The organism is Streptomyces tibetensis, from assembly GCF_007655005.1.
In the GTDB taxonomy this organism is placed as follows: Bacteria; Actinomycetota; Actinomycetes; order Streptomycetales; family Streptomycetaceae; genus Streptomyces; species Streptomyces tibetensis.
On sequence record NZ_SZVW01000021.1, the window covers coordinates 24,581 to 42,511 of the forward strand.

General features: G+C 70.2%; 14 protein-coding genes. All 14 read right to left on the reverse strand.

Going from position 1 to position 17,931, the window contains the following annotated elements; genetic code table 11:
* Nucleotides 1-192: 192 nt before the first annotated feature.
* On the reverse strand, nt 193-1,539 hold the full coding sequence (locus tag FDO69_RS31325; RefSeq protein WP_104784734.1) for an MraY family glycosyltransferase: 1,347 nt from the start codon (nt 1,537-1,539) through the stop codon (nt 193-195).
* 129 nt (nt 1,540-1,668) lie between these two features.
* Nucleotides 1,669-2,907, reverse strand: a complete 1,239-nt coding sequence (locus FDO69_RS31330; RefSeq protein WP_104784737.1) for a serine hydroxymethyltransferase — start codon at nt 2,905-2,907, stop codon at nt 1,669-1,671.
* A 120-nt stretch (nt 2,908-3,027) separates the two neighbouring features.
* Nucleotides 3,028-3,708 carry an arsenate reductase/protein-tyrosine-phosphatase family protein gene (locus FDO69_RS31335; protein WP_104784740.1) on the reverse strand — a complete coding sequence of 227 codons (681 nt, stop codon included), beginning with the start codon at nt 3,706-3,708 and terminating at the stop codon, nt 3,028-3,030.
* Complete coding sequence (locus tag FDO69_RS31340) at nt 3,705-4,352, reverse strand: L-threonylcarbamoyladenylate synthase (RefSeq protein WP_062929085.1); 648 nt, start codon at nt 4,350-4,352, stop codon at nt 3,705-3,707. The genes FDO69_RS31335 and FDO69_RS31340 overlap by 4 nt, the downstream gene beginning before the upstream one ends.
* A gap of 88 nt (nt 4,353-4,440) precedes the next feature.
* The gene (prmC, locus tag FDO69_RS31345; protein ID WP_104784743.1) at nt 4,441-5,286 is read right to left on the reverse strand and encodes a peptide chain release factor N(5)-glutamine methyltransferase; all 846 of its coding nucleotides are present in this window, start codon (nt 5,284-5,286) and stop codon (nt 4,441-4,443) included.
* 53 nt (nt 5,287-5,339) lie between these two features.
* On the reverse strand, nt 5,340-6,416 hold the full coding sequence (gene prfA / locus FDO69_RS31350; RefSeq protein WP_104784746.1) for a peptide chain release factor 1: 1,077 nt from the start codon (nt 6,414-6,416) through the stop codon (nt 5,340-5,342).
* Nucleotides 6,417-6,524: 108 nt separating this feature from the next.
* Nucleotides 6,525-6,746: a 50S ribosomal protein L31 gene (gene rpmE / locus FDO69_RS31355; RefSeq protein ID WP_031140670.1), complete on the reverse strand. Its 222-nt coding sequence runs from the start codon at nt 6,744-6,746 to the stop codon at nt 6,525-6,527.
* 208 nt (nt 6,747-6,954) lie between these two features.
* Entirely contained in the window at nt 6,955-8,091 is a 1,137-nt protein-coding gene (locus FDO69_RS31360; RefSeq protein WP_104784749.1) for an LCP family protein, read from the reverse strand.
* A gap of 207 nt (nt 8,092-8,298) precedes the next feature.
* Complete coding sequence (locus FDO69_RS31365; RefSeq protein ID WP_104784752.1) at nt 8,299-10,086, reverse strand: trypsin-like serine protease; 1,788 nt, start codon at nt 10,084-10,086, stop codon at nt 8,299-8,301.
* Nucleotides 10,087-10,237: 151 nt separating this feature from the next.
* Entirely contained in the window at nt 10,238-12,340 is a 2,103-nt protein-coding gene (gene rho / locus FDO69_RS31370) for a transcription termination factor Rho (protein WP_104784755.1), read from the reverse strand.
* Nucleotides 12,341-12,743: 403 nt separating this feature from the next.
* Nucleotides 12,744-13,673, reverse strand: coding sequence for a homoserine kinase (gene thrB / locus FDO69_RS31375; protein ID WP_104784758.1), 930 nt, complete (start codon nt 13,671-13,673; stop codon nt 12,744-12,746).
* A 339-nt stretch (nt 13,674-14,012) separates the two neighbouring features.
* On the reverse strand, nt 14,013-15,071 hold the full coding sequence (gene thrC, locus FDO69_RS31380) for a threonine synthase (RefSeq protein WP_104784761.1): 1,059 nt from the start codon (nt 15,069-15,071) through the stop codon (nt 14,013-14,015).
* A 6-nt stretch (nt 15,072-15,077) separates the two neighbouring features.
* On the reverse strand, nt 15,078-16,370 hold the full coding sequence (locus FDO69_RS31385; RefSeq protein ID WP_104784764.1) for a homoserine dehydrogenase: 1,293 nt from the start codon (nt 16,368-16,370) through the stop codon (nt 15,078-15,080).
* Between the two features lie 165 nt (nt 16,371-16,535).
* Nucleotides 16,536-17,927 (reverse strand): diaminopimelate decarboxylase, encoded by a 1,392-nt coding sequence (gene lysA, locus FDO69_RS31390; protein WP_104784767.1) that lies wholly within the window; start codon nt 17,925-17,927, stop codon nt 16,536-16,538.
* Nucleotides 17,928-17,931: the final 4 nt, after the last annotated feature.

Consider the following 17,931-nt stretch of genomic DNA (forward strand, 5'->3'; position numbering starts at 1 on the left):
GGCTCTATCCGGGGGGTTCTCGTGAACCGTATCACAAACTATTTGATGCAGTCTTTACCTGAAGGTGTGCGCACTGTCACACATGAGAGTGAAGCTGCGCGTCTGAGCGAGAACCCGGCCGACATGTCTGGTATTGGGGTGCTTCGCACCCCCATCGCCACCCCACGACTTGGCAATGCTCTCGTCAGATTCTTACCTTGTCCCCGCCTTGCGCCGGTCGGCCAGACGCGAACGGGGGCCGATGGCGGTCGCCCCGTTGACACCGGCGACCCCGGACACCACGGGCGTGCGGTTGTCGGCCCCGGCCGGGGCGGGCTGGTCCGCCGCGGACGCCGGCGTCGAGGCCTCGGGTGACAGGGCCGCGACCGAGCCGCGGCGCCGGTAGCGCGGTGGCACGAAGCGCTCCATCCAGCGCGGGGTGCGCGGCGTGAAGCGCGGCAGCAGAAGCAGGAGCAGCCCGATCGCGCTCAGGAACACCACACCGAGCACGATCCACATGGACGCCGAGTTGACCGAGTAGGCGAGAGCCCCGAAGGCGATCAGCGCCGACCAGAAGTACATGATCAGCACCGCGCGGCTGTGCGAGTGGCCGATCTCCAGCAGGCGGTGGTGCAGGTGACCGCGGTCGGCGGCGAACGGGGACTGGCCGCGCCAGGTGCGCCGCACGATCGCCAGGATCAGGTCGGCGGCCGGCACCGCGATGATCGTCAGCGGCAGCAGCAGCGGGATGTAGACGGGGACCGTCTGGTGCACGGCCTCCTTCTCGGAGCCCACGTACAGGTTGAGCGCGTCCGGGTCGACCTGCCCGGTGACGGAGATCGCGCCGGCGGCCAGGACCAGGCCGATCAGCATCGAGCCCGAGTCGCCCATGAAGATCCGCGCCGGGTGCATGTTGTGCGGCAGGAAGCCCAGGCACATGCCCATCAGGATCGCCGAGAACAGCGTGGCCGGGGCGGCGGCCTCGATGCCGTACGAGTACCAGATGCGGTAGGCGTAAAGGAAGAACGCCGTGGCCGCGATGCAGACCATGCCGGCCGCGAGGCCGTCCAGGCCGTCGACGAAGTTGACCGCGTTGATGGTGATGACGACCAGGGCGACCGTGAGCAGGGTGCCCTGCCACTGGGTGAGCGCGACCGAGCCGACGCCCGGGATGGGCAGCCACAGGATCGTCAGACCCTGCACGACCATCACGCCCGCGGCGATCATCTGGCCGCCCAGCTTGATCAGGGCATCGATCTCGAACTTGTCGTCCAGTACACCGATCAGCCAGATCAGGGCCGCCCCGGACAGCAGTGCCCGGGGTTCGTTCGACGTCTCGAAGACCTGGTTGAGGTTGGTCAGGTGGTCGGCGACCAGCAGGCCCGCGCACAGGCCGAAGAACATCGCGATACCGCCGAGGCGCGGAGTGGGCTCCCGGTGCACGTCACGTGCCCGGATCTCCGGCATCGCTCCGGCCACGATCGCGAACTTCCGTACCGGCCCTGTCAGCAGATACGTCACCGCGGCCGTGATGCAGAGCGTCAGGAGGTATTCACGCACGGGCTTCCCCACAGATCTCGCTGGCCATCTCAGTCCCACACCCTAGCGATGCGCGCATATGGGTGGGGACTTCCGGGTAGCGATGATGGTTGCACGAGTGGCTGTGCACCCTGATGCGCTTACCCCGACTCACGCCGGATACGGCGGAAATCCACCGGCCAGCTCCCGCACTTCTTCACGGGCTCTTGAGGGATCCGTCACGCCCCGCAGCACCCCGGCGAAGAGTCCGGCGATCCGGACCATCTCCGCCTCGCCCATGCCCTGCGTGGTGATCGCGGCCGTGCCGAGCCTGAGCCCCCTCGCGTCACCGTGCGGCAGCGCGCAGCAGTCCATGACCAGGCCGGCCGCGGCGAGACGGCCCCGGGCGGTGCGTCCGTCGACGCCGAGCGGCGCCGGGTCGGCGGTGATCAGATGGGTGTCCGTGCCGCCCGTGGTGACGACCAAGCCCGCCGCGGCCAGCCGTGCCGCCAGAACCCGCGCATTCGCCACCACCTGATGGGCGTACGCGGCGAACGCCGGTGTTGCCGCCTCCCCGAACGCGACCGCCTTCGCGGCGATGGTGTGCATCTGCGCACCGCCCTGTGTGAACGGGAACACGGCCCGGTCGACCCGCTCGGCCAGCTCCGCGCGGCACAGGATCACACCGCCGCGCGGGCCCCGCAGCACCTTGTGGGTGGTCCCGCAGACGATGTCCGCGTACGGCACCGGGTTCGGGGCCGCTTTACCGGCGACCAGTCCGAGGGGGTGCGCGGCGTCCGCGATGAGGTACGCGCCCACTTCGTCGGCGACCTCGCGGAAGAACGCGTAGTCGAGATGGCGGGGATAGGCGATCGAGCCGCACACGATCGCCTTGGGCCGGCGGGTGCGGGCCAGGGTGCGCACCTGCTCGTGGTCGATGAGCCCGGACTCGGCCTCCACGCCGTAACCGACGAAGTCGAACCAGCGGCCCGAGAAGTTGGCGGGCGAACCGTGCGTGAGATGGCCGCCGTAGGGCAGGCCGAGCGCGAGGACGGTGTCGCCCGGGCGGAGCAGGGCGGCGTAGGCGGCGAGCACCGCCGAAGAGCCCGAGTGCGCCTGGACGTTGGCGTGGTCGGCGCCGAACAGCGCCCTGGCCCGCTCGACCGCGACGCGTTCGGCGACGTCGACGATCTCGCAGCCGCCGTGATGCCGCGCGCCCGGGTACCCCTCGGCGTACTTGTTCGCGAGCGGCGACCCGAGGGCGGCCAGCACGGCCGGGGAGCTGAAGTTCTCGGCGGCGATCAGCTGGAGCGTCGTCGACTGCCGCTCCCGTTCCCCGAGCAGGATGTCGGCGAGCTCCGGGTCCTGGCGGCGCAGGACGTCGGCCTGGATGGCAGGGGTGACCGTCATGGTGGGCTCCGGGCGACGCGTGTTCTGGGCGGTTCGCCTCCGGGCGCCTGAGTCCTTCGGCTCACTCGCCGTGGTGACGTAGGACCAATGTAGGCCCGGGCCCTGCGGAGCGCTCGGCTGTTACGTCTTTGCGGGGACACCCGTGAGCGCCGTGACGACCGGATCGAGGGCCTGGTGTATCTCGTCCCCGATGGACCGGAAGAACGTCAAGGGGGCACCGTAGGGGTCGTAGACCTCGTCCGCCTCGGCCGTCGGGGCCAGCAGCCACCCGCGTAGAGCGGCCGCGGCGCGGACCAGTGCACGCGCGCGGATGACCACGCCCTCCTCCAGGGGCGGCAGGGTCGCCGGGTCGATGGCCTTGACCAGGCGGGTGAACTCCTTGAGCGTGAAGGTCCGCAGGCCCGCGGAGTGGCCCATGGAGATGACCTGCGCCCGGTGGTCCCTGGTGGCGGTCAGCACCAGGTCGGCGCGGATCACGTGTTCGTCGAGGAGCTCGCGCCCGGTGAAGCCGGAGGCGTCCGCGCCGAAGTCGGCCAGGACGGTCTCCGCGTGGGACTCCATGGGCGCGCCCTCGTGGCCCCAGGTGCCCGCGCTCTCCACGATCAGCCCGCCGCCCAGGATGCCGAGCCGCTCCCGCACCGCATGGCGGGTCAGCCGCTCGGTGATGGGCGAGCGGCACACGTTGCCGGTGCTGACGTGGAGGATCCGGAAGCTGTCACGCGGAAGCCCCACGAACGTCGTCGTGATCTCCGCCGCGCTTTCCCCGCTGCCTATGCCACGCCCCGGTCCAGGGGCCGTCAATTCGCCACCTCGAGGTCGGGTACGACCTTTCGCAGCTCGTCCGCCGAGATGGCGCCGGCACGCAGCAGCAGCGGCACCTCACGGGTCACGTCGACGATCGACGACGGCACGATGCCGGGGGTCGGGCCCCCGTCGAGGTAGACGGAGACGGAGTCGCCGAGCATCTCCTGCGCGGCGTCGCAGTCCTCCGGCGCCGGGTGGCCGGTCAGGTTGGCGGAGGAGACGGCCATGGGACCGACCTCGGTCAGCAGTTCGATGGCGACCGGGTGCAGCGGCATGCGCACGGCGACCGTGCCACGGGTGTCCCCGAGGTCCCACTGCAGGGACGGCTGGTGCCGCGCGACGAGCGTCAGCGCACCCGGCCAGAAGGCGTCGACCAGCTCCCAGGCCAGCTCGGAGAAGTCCGTGACGAGGCCGTGCAGGGTGTTCGGGGACCCGATGAGGACGGGCGTGGGCATGTTGCGGCCCCGGCCCTTCGCCTCCAGCAGGTCGGCGACCGCCTCCGAGGAGAACGCGTCGGCGCCGATGCCGTACACCGTGTCCGTCGGCAGCACCACGAGCTCGCCACGGCGGACGGCGGACGCTGCCTCGCGCAGACCGGTCACACGGTCGGTCGCGTCGTTGGTGTCGTATCGCCGTGCCATCTTTAGCTGGCCTCCTCGTACACGTACTGCTGGGATGAAGTCCACGAAGTCCAAGAGGTCCGCGAAGAGCGCGGGGTGCCCGGTGTGCTCACGGCAGCGCCTTGCGGGCCGTGGCGAAGCGCGGGCGGTTGTTGAGGTCGGGGTGGTCGGCCGCGTCGGCCCAGCCCCGTTCCTCGGTGAAGATCCACGGCACCTGGCCGCCCTGGGTGTCCGCGTGCTCGACGACGACCACACCGCCCGGGCGCAGCAGCCGGTGCGCGGTGCGTTCCAGGCCGCGGATGAGGTCCAGGCCGTCCTCGCCGGAGAAGAGGGCCATGTCGGGGTCGTAGTCCCGTGCCTCGGGGGCGACGTACTCCCACTCGGTGAGCGGGATGTACGGCGGGTTGGTGATGACCAGGTCGACCTGGCCGTCCAGGTCGGGGAAGGCGGTGAGGGCGTTGCCCTGCCGCAGGTCGACCCTGGACCCCTCGACGTTCTTGCGGGTCCACTTGAGGGCGTCCTCGGACAGCTCCACGGCGTGCACGCGCGAGCGCGGCACCTCCTGGGCGAGGGCGAGCGCGATGGCGCCGGAGCCGGTGCACAGGTCGACGATGCACGGCTCGACGACGTCCATGGCCCGTACGGCGTCTATGGCCCAGCCGACCACGGACTCCGTCTCGGGCCGCGGCACGAACACCCCGGGGCCGACCTGGAGTTCCAGGTAGCGGAAGTAGGCGCGCCCGGTGATGTGCTGGAGCGGTTCGCGGGCCTCGCGGCGGGCGATGACCTCCCAGTAGCGGGCGTCGAAGTCGGAGTCCCTGACGGAGTGCAGCTCGCCGCGCTTGACGCCGTGCACGAACGCGGCGAGTTCCTCCGCGTCGGTACGCGGCGAGGGCACGCCGGCGTCGGCGAGCCGCTGGGTGGCCTGGGCCACCTCCGCGAGCAGCAGGTTCACGCAAGTCCTCCGTATTACTCGTACGTGATCACTCGTACGTGCTCGTGCCTGCCCTACGCGGCCGCCAGCTTCGCCGCGGAGTCCGCGTCGACGCAGGCCTGGATCACCGCGTCGAGGTCGCCGTCCAGGACCTGGTCCAGGTTGTACGCCTTGAAGCCGACGCGGTGGTCCGAGAGTCGGTTCTCCGGGAAGTTGTAGGTGCGGATCTTCTCGGAGCGGTCGACCGTGCGGACCTGGCTGCGGCGGGCGTCGGCGGCCTCCCGCTCCGCCTCCTCCTGCGCCGCTGCGAGCAGCCTGGAGCGCAGGATACGCAGTGCCTGCTCCTTGTTCTGCAGCTGGCTCTTCTCGTTCTGACAGGAGGCGACGACCCCGGTCGGGATGTGCGTGATGCGCACGGCGGAGTCGGTGGTGTTGACGGACTGTCCGCCGGGCCCGGAGGACCGGTAGACGTCGATGCGGAGGTCGTTCGGGTTGATCTCGACGTCGACCTCCTCGGCCTCGGGCGTGACGAGCACACCGGCCGCGGAGGTGTGGATACGGCCCTGGGACTCCGTCGCGGGCACGCGCTGCACGCGGTGCACACCGCCCTCGTACTTCAGCCGCGCCCAGACACCCTGGCCGGGCTCGGTCGCACCCTGGCCACCCTTGGTCTTCACGGCGACCTGGACGTCCTTGTAGCCGCCCAGTTCGGACTCGGTGGCGTCGATGATCTCGGTCTTCCAGCCGACGCGCTCGGCGTAGCGCAGGTACATGCGCAGCAGGTCGCCGGCGAACAGGGCCGACTCGTCGCCGCCCGCTCCCGCCTTGATCTCGAGGATGACGTCCTTGTCGTCGCTGGGGTCACGCGGGACGAGCAGGAGGCGCAGCTTCTCCGTGAGCTCCTCGCGCTGCCGCTCCAGGTCCTTGACCTCGGCTGCGAAGTCGGAGTCCTCGGCGGCCAGTTCGCGGGCGGTCCCGATGTCGTCGCCCGTCTGCGTCCAGGAGCGGTACGTGGCGACGATGGGGGTGAGCTCGGCGTACCGCTTGTTCAGCTTGCGCGCGTTGGCCTGGTCGGCGTGCACCGACGGGTCGGCGAGCTTCTTCTCCAGGTCGGCGTGCTCGGCGACGAGTTCCTCGACGGCCTCGAACATCTTGGGGCTCCTGTGTACGGACGGGGGGTGAAGGGCGGGCGACCAAAAACGCCGGTCCCGGAGCGCCCGGTGAGGGGGCGCTTCCGCGGACCGGCGAAATGGGACTCGCTACTTCTTGGAGCCGGCGGCCTTGCCGAAGCGGGCCTCGAAGCGGGCCACACGGCCACCGGTGTCGAGGATCTTCTGCTTGCCCGTGTAGAACGGGTGGCACTCGGAGCAGACATCGGCGCGGATGGCGCCGGACTCGATGGTGCTGCGAGTGGTGAACGACGCGCCGCAGGTGCAGCTGACCTGCGTCTCGACGTACTCGGGGTGGATGTCGCGCTTCAAGGTGTCTCCTAGTTTCGGGAGGGCGCCGGGTCGCCGCCGCGGGGTGCGGGAGCGTGAACCGGGGCCGACGTACCAGTCTGCCAGGACTGGGGCCTACTCCCAAAACCGGGGGTTGTCGTTGTTTGTTCCCTGCGGGCCGGTGGGGGCTTGTCGCGCCCCCGCGGCGGAGCCGCACATCGATACAGCCCCGCGCCCCCGGGCGTGCCCCTCAGGGCGCGCTCACCACGCCCTTGGCCTCGCCCGTCGCCGATCCGGACGTCGCCGACTTCGGGATCGGCTTGTCCTGCTCCAGCGCCTTCCAGATCTCGTCGGCCTTCTTCTTCTGGAGGAGGACGCGGTTGGGGTCGGCCGGGTCGTAGGCCACCGGCATCGTGACCATGTGCATGTGGGACGGGCTGATGCCCTGGAGGCCGCTCGCGAAGGACGCGAGCTTGTTGACCGAGCCCAGGTCGGAGTCGGTCGTCACCGTATTCGTCGCGGTCTCCGCGAGGTCGAGCAGCTTCTTCGGGTTCGAGAAGACGCCGACGTCCTTGATCTGGTTGACCAGGGCCTTGATGAAGGCCTGCTGGAGCTGGATGCGGCCCAGGTCGGAGCCGTCGCCGACGCCGTGCCTCGTGCGGACCAGGCCCAGGGCCTGCTTGCCGTCGAGCGTGTGGGTGCCCGCCTTCAGCTTCAGATGGCTGTCGGGGTCGTCGATGCTCTTGGTCGTGGTGATCTCGACGCCGCCGAGGTCGTCGATGAGCTTCTGGAAGCCGGCGAAGTCGACTTCCAGGTAGTGGTCCATGCGTAGGTCGGTGATCGACTCGACGGTCTTCACGGCGCAGGCGGCCCCGCCGGTGGAGTACGCGGAGTTGAACATCACGCTCTGGGCGGCGGGGTGGTCGTTGCCCTTGGTGTCCGTGCAGGACGGGCGGTCGATCAGGGTGTCGCGCGGGACGGAGACGACGCTGGCCTTCTTGTGGCCCTTGTAGATGTGCACGATCATCGCCGTGTCGGAGCGGGCGCTGCCGTCGTCGGTGCCGCCGCCGAGCTTCTTGTTGCCTCCGGCGCGGGTGTCGGAGCCGAGGACGAGGATGTTCTCGGAGCCGTTGTCGACCTTCTTGGGCCGGTCCGTGCCGAGAGCCTGGTCGATGTCGACGCTCTTGAGGTTGCCGTTGAGCTTGAAGTACAGGTAACCGGCTCCGGCGCCACCCAGCACGACGATGCCCGCGGTGGTCCAGGCCGTGATCATCAGGCCCTTGTGGCGTCTCGGGGGCTTGCGTCGCCGACCCTTGCCGCGATGACGCGCTCCGTTGATGCCGTTGCTTCCCGGTATGCCCGGATCCGGCGTGCTCTCGGCAGACATGTACTCCTCAGCTCTTCTACGGTCGCTTACCCCCTGCGGTCAGCGCCAGGCATGGCCGGAAAAGAACCTTCCTCGCACCATCGTCGCCCCACCCGGTCAGATGGAGAAACTCGGGAAAGGGTTGCACAACGGACTGTGCCCACCGCGTACGGCGGTGGGCACAGCGTGTGTTCGGCACGGCGGGACGTACCCCGCTCACCAGCGATTTCAGCCGAAGATGTCGTACTGCTTGAAATCGGTGCCGACGGACTTCCGTGTGGCGAAGATCTCGCTGGTCCCCTTGCCGGTGCCGGCGTACAGGTAGAGCGTGCCGCCGGGGGTGCGGGCCAGGAAGTCGGCCTTGCCGTCGCCGGTGACGTCACCCGGCGCGTCGAAGGCGTTGTACCCGTCCCACGTGCGCACCTTGACCCGGGCCGAGAAGGCGCCCGAGCCGGCCTTGCCGGTGCCCTTGTAGAGGTAGAGGTAGCTGCCGGACTTGCTGCGGGCGATCAGGTCGGTCTTGCCGTCCCCGTTGAAGTCGCCCTTGCCGCGCACGGAGTTGTACTGGTTCCAGCCGGAGCCGACCTTCACGCGGGACGCGAAGGTGCCGTTGCCCTTGCCCGGGTAGATCCACAGGACGCCCGCGGAGTCGACCGACAGCATGTCGGGCAGGTAGTCGCCGGTGACGTCACCCGGGGTGATGATCCGGGTGCGGGTCTTCCAGTTGTCGGCGATCTGCTTGGTGGTCCAGGTGCCGCTGGAGATGACGTAGTGCGTCCAGAAGACGTCGCCGTCGCTGCTGCGCCGGTAGACCAGGTCCTGGTAGCCGTCCCGGTCCAGGTCGGTCTGCAGGACGACGTTGACGCCGTTCCAGTCCCCCCAGGACTCGCGGGCGGCGAAGGACGTGCCGTTGGAGTCCTTGGAGTAGCCGGTCTTGGTGGAGGCGTTGCGCACCCACAGGTCGGCCTTGTGGTCACCGCTGATGTTGGTGTCGTCGAGGCGCGGGTAGGCGGCGCCGACGTAGGTGCTGACCTTGCTGAAGACGCTGTAGGCGCCCTTCTGGACGCAGTCGGTCACACCCCAGGACACGACACCGACGATCCGGTTGTTCACGACCAGGGGGCCGCCGGAGTCGCCGTTGCAGGCGGAGACGGTGCCGGTGTCGCTGCCGGTGGCGGGCTTGCCCGCGCAGACCATGTGGCCCTTGACGAAGTCCGCGCCGTACGTCCCGGAGCACGTCGTGTCGGACTGCATGGGCAGGGTGGCCGTCTTCAGCGTCTCGGAGATGTCGTCGTTGGTGGAGCTGGTGCGGCCCCAGCCGTAGACCTTGGCGCTGGTGCCGGCCTTGTACGACGTGGTGTCGCCGGACGTCGTCATCCGGATCGGGGTGGCCTTGACCGGGACGGGCAGGGTCAGCACCGCGATGTCGTTGTCGATGGTGTTCGCGTTGTACGACGGGTGGTTCCACTGCCGCCAGACGCCGGTGACGGTACCGCCGTGCAGGTCGGTGCCGTCGGCCGAGGGCAGCTGGGAGGTGCCGGTGACGACGGCGCCGTTGGCGTTCCAGTTGTAGCCCTTGACGCAGTGCGCGGCGGTGAGGATCTTCGTCGGCGCGACGACGGTGCCGCCGCAGAAGAAGCCGATGTCGTCGGCGGTGCTGGAGGTGCCCCGGTCGTCGTAGTAGTGGAGCTGCGCCATCCACGGGGCCGTGCTGATGGTGGTCTCGTTGCCACCGATGATCTTCGGGTCGATGTTGCTGGTGCCGGTGCTCGCGCTGAGCGAGGCCTTGCTCGTCCTGCCCGCGACGTCGTCACCGGCCATGGCGCCCGCGACGCGCTTCTCCAGCACGGCGAGCGACGGCGAGCTGACGGCGGGCTTGACCGTCGGCTGCGGCAGCGGCGTGGCCGCGTCGGCGGACGTCGTCAGCAGCGCGCCGGCCACGGCGGCGGCGACACCGGCCGCGGCGACGGGCAGGGCTATGCGTATCCGGCGTCTGTGCCGACCGCCCCCGGGCATGGGTGTACCCACGAATGTCCCCCCTCGGGATCACAAGTTCGAAGAGAGCGTGATCCTACCCGCACAGGAACAGCACGGAGGGCCGCCCCCGTGCGGGGAGCGGCCCTCTTGTGCAGTCCTTACCGAGTCGACCTAACCCGGCCGACTCACCTCAGTCGCCGTTACCGGGCGTCGGGGTGGTCTTCTGGATCTGCATCAGGAACTCGGCGTTCGACTTCGTCTGCTTCATCTTGTCGAGCAGCAGCTCGACGGCCTGCTGCTGGTCGAGGGCGTGCAGCACCCGGCGCAGCTTCCAGACGATGGCGAGCTCGTCGGGGGCGAGCAGGATCTCTTCCTTGCGGGTACCGGACGCGTCGACGTCCACCGCCGGGAAGATGCGCTTGTCGGCGAGCTTCCGGTCGAGCTTGAGCTCCGCGTTGCCGGTGCCCTTGAACTCCTCGAAGATCACCTCGTCCATGCGGGACCCGGTGTCCACCAGGGCGGTGGCGAGGATCGTCAGCGAGCCGCCGTCCTCGATGTTGCGGGCCGCACCGAAGAAGCGCTTCGGCGGGTACAGCGCCGTCGAGTCGACACCACCGGACAGGATGCGGCCGGAGGCCGGGGCGGCGAGGTTGTACGCACGGCCCAGACGGGTGATCGAGTCGAGCAGCACGACCACGTCGTGACCCAGCTCCACCAGACGCTTGGCACGCTCGATGGCCAGCTCGGCGACCGTGGTGTGGTCCTCGGCCGGGCGGTCGAAGGTCGAGGAGATGACCTCGCCCTTCACCGACCGCTGCATGTCGGTGACCTCTTCCGGACGCTCGTCGACGAGGACGACCATCAGGTGGCACTCGGGGTTGTTGTGCGTGATCGCGTTGGCGATCGCCTGCATGATCATGGTCTTGCCGGTCTTCGGCGGGGCCACGATCAGACCGCGCTGGCCCTTACCGATGGGCGAGACCAGGTCGATGATGCGGGTGGTGAGGACGCCCGGGTCCGTCTCCAGACGGAGGCGGTCCTGCGGGTACAGCGGCGTCAGCTTGTTGAACTCCGGCCGTCCACGCCCGGATTCGGGCGCCATGCCGTTGACGGAGTCCAGGCGCACCAGCGCGTTGAACTTCTCGCGCCGCTCGCCGTCCTTGGGCTGACGGACCGCACCGGTGATGTGGTCGCCCTTGCGCAGGCCGTTCTTGCGGACCTGGGCGAGGGAGACGTACACGTCGTTCGGGCCGGGCAGGTAGCCGGACGTGCGGATGAACGCGTAGTTGTCGAGGATGTCCAGGATGCCCGCGACCGGGATCAGGACGTCGTCGTCGGTGATCTGCGGCTCGGAGGCGATGTCGTCGCGGCCGCGACGGCCACGGCGGTCGCGGTAACGGCCGCGACGGCCACGCCGGCCACCCTCGAAGTCGTCGTCATCCTGCTGCTGTCCCCGGTCCTGACGGCCGCCGCCCTGCTGGCTCTGCTGCTGGCCGCGCTGGCCGCCGCCCTGCTGGTCGTCGCCCTTGCCGCCGCGGCGGTCGCGGTCCCGGCCACCGCGGTCGCCACGGTCCGCGCGGTCGCCACGGTCCGCGCGGTCACGGCGGTCGCGCCGACGGCCGTCGGCGCCGTCACCGGCGTCGGACTTGGCCTCGTTGTTCTGGGACTGCTGCTGCGACTGGGCCGGCGTCTCGGCCTTGGTGTCGTTCTTCGCCTCGGCGACGACGGTCTCCGCGCCGGAAGCAGGGGCTCCGGCCTCGGCGGTGGCCCGGCGGCGACGGCGCTCGGGCGCCTCATCTCCCCCGCGCTCGCCCGCGCTCGCGCGGGACCCGTCGCGCGAGGGACCGCCGGCCGGCTGGCCGGGGATCTCGATCTGCTGCTGGGCCACGGCCTTGTCGGCCTTGTCGGCCTTGTCCGCGGGGGCCTGGGAGGCCTCCTGCGCGTCCGCCTTCTTGTCCGCCTTCTCGGCGTTGTCGCCCGTACGGGTCCGCGAGGTGGCGCGGCGCTTGGGTTTGGTCTCGGCGGGGGCGTCGGCCTTCGCAGCCGGAGCGGCGCCGCCGGACGCCTGCGCCTCCTTGATGACCTCGATCAGCTGGCTCTTGCGCATACGCGCCGTGCCCCTGATACCGAGGCCCGAGGCGACCTGCTGCAGCTCGGCCAGCACCATGCCATCGAGGCCGGTACCGCGGCGCCGCCGGGAGCCGGCACCGCTGGCAGGCGCGGAGGCGTCCGTGGCGGGCGCGGCAGCGGTCTCCTCGACACGTGCGCCCATCAGATCGGTGGTGTCGCTCACGAAGGGTCCTTCCCTGGAGCGGACGTCGGCCTGTCTGGCTCGGCGACCGTTTGTGCTGTCCGACTTCGGTTCGTGTGGTGTGAACCGTGCCGGGGCGGTGGTCCGCCTAAGCGGCGGAGGAATCTGGTGATGGCGCTTCCTTGAGCCGTGGCACCCAGTGTCAGTGTCACGCGGCGTGGTCGCACCGGTTCCGGAGCATGCCCTGCGCCCCGCTCAGTGCCCTCGTACGGCGTACGGATCGACGTACGGAACACAGTGCGGCTTGGGGGGCTCCCGGAAGAATGTCTGTCCCGGACGGGGACACGAGGCACCTCGCCATGGTGGGGTCGGGTGCAGACTTGAGGTTAACACTACCGGATCCAACAAACATTCCCCCTCCCGAAATCCGGTAACCGAGCGCTTTTCAGATGTCACCGGAGGTCGCGAGCGGCAGCACGCTCGCGCCCTGCTGATCGAGACGCAGCCGGTTCGCGGCCCACTCCGCGCCCGCAAGGGCCTCGACCTTGTCGGCGGTCTCCGCGTCGGCCAGCGCCATGACCGTCGGTCCGGCGCCGGAGATGACCGCGGGGACGCCGTCGCCCCGCAGCCGCTCCACCAGTGCCGCGCTCTCGGGCATGGCGGGGGCGCGGTACTCCTGGTGCAGGCGGTCCTCGGTGGCCGGCAGCAGCAGTTCGGGACGGCGCGTCAGGGCCTCGACGAGCAGGGCCGCCCGGCCCGCGTTGGCGGCAGCGTCGACGTGCGGGACGGTGCGCGGGAGCAGGCCGCGCGCCGTTTCCGTGAGTACCGGCTTTCCGGGGACGAAAACCACCGGAACGATGGAATCCGCGGGATCCATCCTGATCGCGCGCGCCGCGCCGCCCTCCATCCAGGACAGCGTGAAGCCGCCCAGCAGGCACGCCGCGACGTTGTCGGGGTGGCCCTCGATCTCGGTGGCGAGCTCCAGCAGCGCGGTGTCGTCGAGCTTGGCGTCGGCCCCTATGGTCACGGCGCGGGCGGCGACGATGCCCGCGCAGATGGCGGCCGAGGAGGAGCCCAGGCCCCGGCCGTGCGGAATGCGGTTGGCGCAGACGATCTCCAGACCGCGCGGCTGCCCGCCGAGCAGGTCGAAGGCGGTGCGCAGGGAACGGACGAGCAGGTGCTTCTCGTCGCGCGGGAGCGTCTCGCTCCCCTCACCCGCGATGTCGATGTGCAGCCCGGAGTCGGCCACCCGGACGACCACGTCGTCGTACAAGCCCAGCGCGAGGCCGAGGGCGTCGAAGCCCGGGCCGAGGTTGGCGCTGGTGGCGGGGACGCGCACCCGGACGGCGGCGGCGCGGAACGCTGGACCGGCCATCGCTCGATGACTCTCCTTGAGCTGCGGTGATTGTCGAATGACGTTCAGTGGACATTCGATGACGTACGAGAACCCTGGAGGCCGCTTCCGACCGGGTGGCCGGCCGCTGCCCGGCCGCGGAGACGGCCCGGCGCCGTGCTCATGCGGAGGCATATGCGGCGGGCGGGTTCAGTACAGCCTATCGAAGGAAGGTTCTGTGGCGACATAGGGCGCACAGGAGGCGCACGATGCGTGTCGTAAGCCCCCTATGCACCCCCCGTAGGGAACTCCCCCGGGCAAGCGCCGTCTTACGCCGGACCATGCCGGGCGGTGCACCGGCGCTCGGCGCTACGCCGCAGGTCAGGCCAGGCCGAGGCGCTCCGCCGCGGCCGCCGAGTCGACGGGGACGGTGACCGGCTGCGGGGCACCGGCGACGGCCCAGTCGGGGTCCTTCAGCCCGTTGCCGGTGACGGTGCACACGATCCGCTGCCCCGGGTCGACCTTGCCCTGCTCGGCCGCCTTCAGCAGACCGGCGACGGACGCGGCGGACGCCGGCTCGACGAAGACGCCCTCCTGCGACGCCAACAGCCGGTAGGCGCGCAGGATCTCACGGTCCGTCACCTCGTCGATGAAACCGCCCGACTCGTCCCGCGCGGCAAGCGCGTACTGCCAGGAGGCCGGGTTGCCGATGCGGATGGCCGTGGCGATGGTCGAGGGGTCCTTGACGACCTCGCCGCGCACGATCGGGGCGCTGCCGGAGGCCTGGAAACCCCACATCCGCGGGGTCCGGGTCGCCACCTTGTCGGCGGCGTACTCCGTGTAGCCCTTCCAATAGGCCGTGATGTTGCCCGCGTTGCCGACGGGCAGGACGTGGATGTCGGGCGCGTCGCCGAGCATGTCCACGATCTCGAAGGCGGCCGTCTTCTGACCCTCGATACGGACCGGGTTGACCGAATTGACCAGCGCCACGGGGTAGTTGTCGCTCAGGCCGCGCGCGAGCGTGAGGCAGTCGTCGAAGTTGCCGTCGACCTGGAGGATCTTCGCTCCGTGCACGAGGGCCTGGCCCATCTTGCCCAGCGCGATCTTGCCCTGCGGCACGAGCACGGCGCACACCATCCCGGCCCGCACGGCGTAGGCGGCGGCGGAGGCCGACGTGTTGCCGGTGGAGGCGCAGATGACGGCCTTCGCGCCCTCCTCCTTGGCCCGGGTGATGGCCATGGTCATGCCGCGGTCCTTGAAGGACCCGGTCGGGTTCGCGCCCTCGACCTTGAGGTGCACCTCGCAGCCCGTGCGCTCGGAGAGCACCTGCGCGGGCACGAGGGGCGTCCCGCCCTCACGGAGCGTCACGACCGATGTGCTGTCGGATACCGGCAGCCGGTCCCGGTACTCCTCGATGATTCCGCGCCACTGGTGGGTCATTGCTGGTTACTCTCCTTCAACCCGCATGATGCTGGCGACACCACGCACGGTGTCGAGCTTGCGCAACGCCTCGACGGTCCCGGTGAGGGCGGCGTCGGACGCACGGTGCGTGACGACGACGAGGGAGGCCTCGCCGTCCTTCCCCGACTGGCGAACCGTATCGATCGAGACTCCGTGCTCGGCGAAGACGGTCGCGACCTGGGCGAGAACACCCGGTTTGTCAGCCACGTCGAGGCTGATGTGGTACCGCGTGACGACATCACCCATCGGGGACACCGGCAGCGCGGCGTAGGCGGACTCGCCCGGTCCGGTCGCGCCGCCGATCCGGTTGCGGCAGACGGCGACGAGGTCGCCGAGCACGGCGGAGGCGGTGGGGGAACCGCCCGCTCCGGGTCCGTAGAACATGAGCTGCCCGGCGGCGTCGGACTCGACGAACACGGCGTTGTAGGCGCCGCGGACGGAGGCCAGCGGGTGGCTCAGGGGGATCATGGCCGGGTGCACGCGCGCGGTGACGGACGCCCCGTCGCCGGCCCGCTCGCAGATGGCGAGCAGCTTGATGGTGCAGCCCATCTCCTTCGCGGAGGCGAAGTCGGCCGCCGTCACCTCGGTCATGCCCTCGCGGTAGACGTCGTCGAGGCGCACGCGCGTGTGGAAGGCGATGCCGGCGAGGATCGCGGCCTTGGCGGCGGCGTCGAAGCCCTCGACGTCGGCGGTCGGGTCGGCCTCCGCGTACCCCAGGGCGGTGGCCTCGTCGAGGGCCTCCTGGTAGCCGGCGCCGGTCGAGTCCATCGCGTCGAGGATGAAGTTCGTCGTGCCGTTGACGATGCCCATCACCCGGTTGATCTTGTCGCCGGCGAGGGACTCGCGCAGCGGCCGGATCAGTGGGATGGCACCGGCGACGGCGGCCTCGTAGTAGAGGTCCCTGCCGTGCTGCTCGGCGACGGCGTGCAGGGCCGCGCCGTCCTGGGCGAGCAGCGCCTTGTTGGCGGAGACGACGGAGGCGCCGTGCTCGAAGGCGGTGGTGATGAGGGTCCGGGCAGGCTCGATGCCGCCGATGACCTCGACCACAACGTCGATGTCGCCGCGTTTGACGAGAGCGGTGGCGTCGGTGGTGACGAGCCCGGGGGCGATGCCCTCACGCACCCGGTCGGGCCGCCGTACGGCCACGCCCGCGAGTTCCACCGGGGCCCCGATGCGGGCCGTGAGGTCGTCGGCGTGCGTCGTCATGATGCGCGCCACCTCTGAGCCGACCACTCCACAGCCCAGCAGCGCCACCTTCAGCGGACGCGTACGCATCATCCGACCTCGTTTCCTCTTTACCGTCTACGGTGGAACCAGTCTCACTCACCGGACGGGAGTTTCTGCCCCCGGTCCGGATCGTGAGATGTCTATTTCATTTTCACGGAGGCGAACGACAGGAGATCTTCCGCCGCCCGCTTGCTTCGACTTTCGGCCTTGTGCCGTTCAGCCGACGTCGAGACGCAGCAGGTCCTCCTCGGTCTCGCGGCGGACGATCACCCGGGCCTCACCACCGTCGACGGCGACGACCGGCGGGCGCAGCACGTGGTTGTAGTTGCTGGCCATGGAGCGGCAGTACGCGCCGGTGGCCGGTACGGCGACGAGGTCACCCGGTGCCAGGTCGGACGGCAGGAACGCGTCCTTGACCACGATGTCGCCGCTCTCGCAGTGCTTGCCGACGACCCGGGCGAGCATCGGCTCGGCGTCGGAGGTGCGGGAGACCAGCGCGACGCTGTACTCGGCGTCGTACAGCGCCGTGCGGATGTTGTCCGACATGCCGCCGTCGACGGAGACGTAGGTCCGCAGTCCGTCGAGGGGCTTGATGGTGCCGACCTCGTAGAGCGTGAAGGCGGTCGGGCCGACGATGGCGCGCCCCGGCTCGACGGAGATCCGCGGCGTGCGCAGCTTCGCGGCCTCGCACTCCCTGGTGACGATCTCGGTGAGCGCCTTGGCGATCTCGTGCGGCTCGCGGGGGTCGTCGTCGCTGGTGTAGGCGATGCCGAGCCCCCCGCCGAGGTCGATCTCGGGCAGCTCGACATCGTGCTCGTCGCGGACGGCCTTCAGCAGCGAGACGACCCGGTGCGCGGCCACCTCGAACCCGGACATGTCGAAGATCTGCGACCCGATGTGGCTGTGGATACCGACGAGCTCGAGCCCGTCGAGCTGCAGGGCCCGGCGTACGGCCTCGGCGGCCTGCCCGCCGGCCAGCGGGATGCCGAACTTCTGGTCCTCGTGCGCCGTGGCGATGAACTCGTGGGTGTGGGCCTCGACGCCGACGGTGATGCGGATGAGGACCTTCTGCCGCTTCCCGAGGCCCTGCGCGATGTGGGCGACGCGGACGATCTCCTGGAAGGAGTCGAGGACGATGTGCCCGACGCCGGCCTCGACGGCCCGGGTGATCTCGTCGACGGACTTGTTGTTGCCGTGGAAGGCGATGCGCTCGGCGGGCATGCCGGCGGACAGGGCGGTGGCCAGCTCGCCGCCGGAGCAGACGTCGACGTTCAGCCCCTCCTCGTCGAGCCAGCGCACGACGGCACGGGAGAGGAACGCCTTGCCGGCGTAGAAGACGTCGGCTTCGGCGCCGAAGGCGGTGCGCCAGGCACGCGCGCGGGCCCGGAAGTCGGCCTCGTCCAGGACGTAGGCGGGGGTGCCGAACTCCTCGGCGAGCCGGGTGACGGGAATGCCGCCGACGGTCACCACGCCGTCCTCCTCACGCGTCACGGTCTGGGCCCACACCTTGGGGTCCAGCGCGTTGAGGTCGGCGGGCGGGGCGGAGTAGTGCCCCTCGGGGAGGACATCTGCGTGACGGGGCCCGGCGGGGTGTGCGGAACGGCTCATGATC

Excerpts from the sequence above, each read along its gene's own strand:
- FDO69_RS31330 (WP_104784737.1), bottom strand. The coding sequence starts at position 2,907 with ATGACGGTCACCCCTGCCATCCAGGCCGACGTCCTGCGCCGCCAGGAC.
- FDO69_RS31340 (WP_062929085.1), bottom strand. The coding sequence starts at position 4,352 with ATGGCACGGCGATACGACACCAACGACGCGACCGACCGTGTGACCGGT.
- prfA (WP_104784746.1), bottom strand. The coding sequence starts at position 6,416 with ATGTTCGAGGCCGTCGAGGAACTCGTCGCCGAGCACGCCGACCTGGAG.
- FDO69_RS31360 (WP_104784749.1), bottom strand. The coding sequence starts at position 8,091 with ATGTCTGCCGAGAGCACGCCGGATCCGGGCATACCGGGAAGCAACGGC.
- FDO69_RS31365 (WP_104784752.1), bottom strand. The coding sequence starts at position 10,086 with ATGCCCGGGGGCGGTCGGCACAGACGCCGGATACGCATAGCCCTGCCC.
- thrB (WP_104784758.1), bottom strand. The coding sequence starts at position 13,673 with ATGGCCGGTCCAGCGTTCCGCGCCGCCGCCGTCCGGGTGCGCGTCCCC.
- thrC (WP_104784761.1), bottom strand. The coding sequence starts at position 15,071 with ATGACCCACCAGTGGCGCGGAATCATCGAGGAGTACCGGGACCGGCTG.
- FDO69_RS31385 (WP_104784764.1), bottom strand. The coding sequence starts at position 16,370 with ATGATGCGTACGCGTCCGCTGAAGGTGGCGCTGCTGGGCTGTGGAGTG.
- lysA (WP_104784767.1), bottom strand. The coding sequence starts at position 17,927 with ATGAGCCGTTCCGCACACCCCGCCGGGCCCCGTCACGCAGATGTCCTC.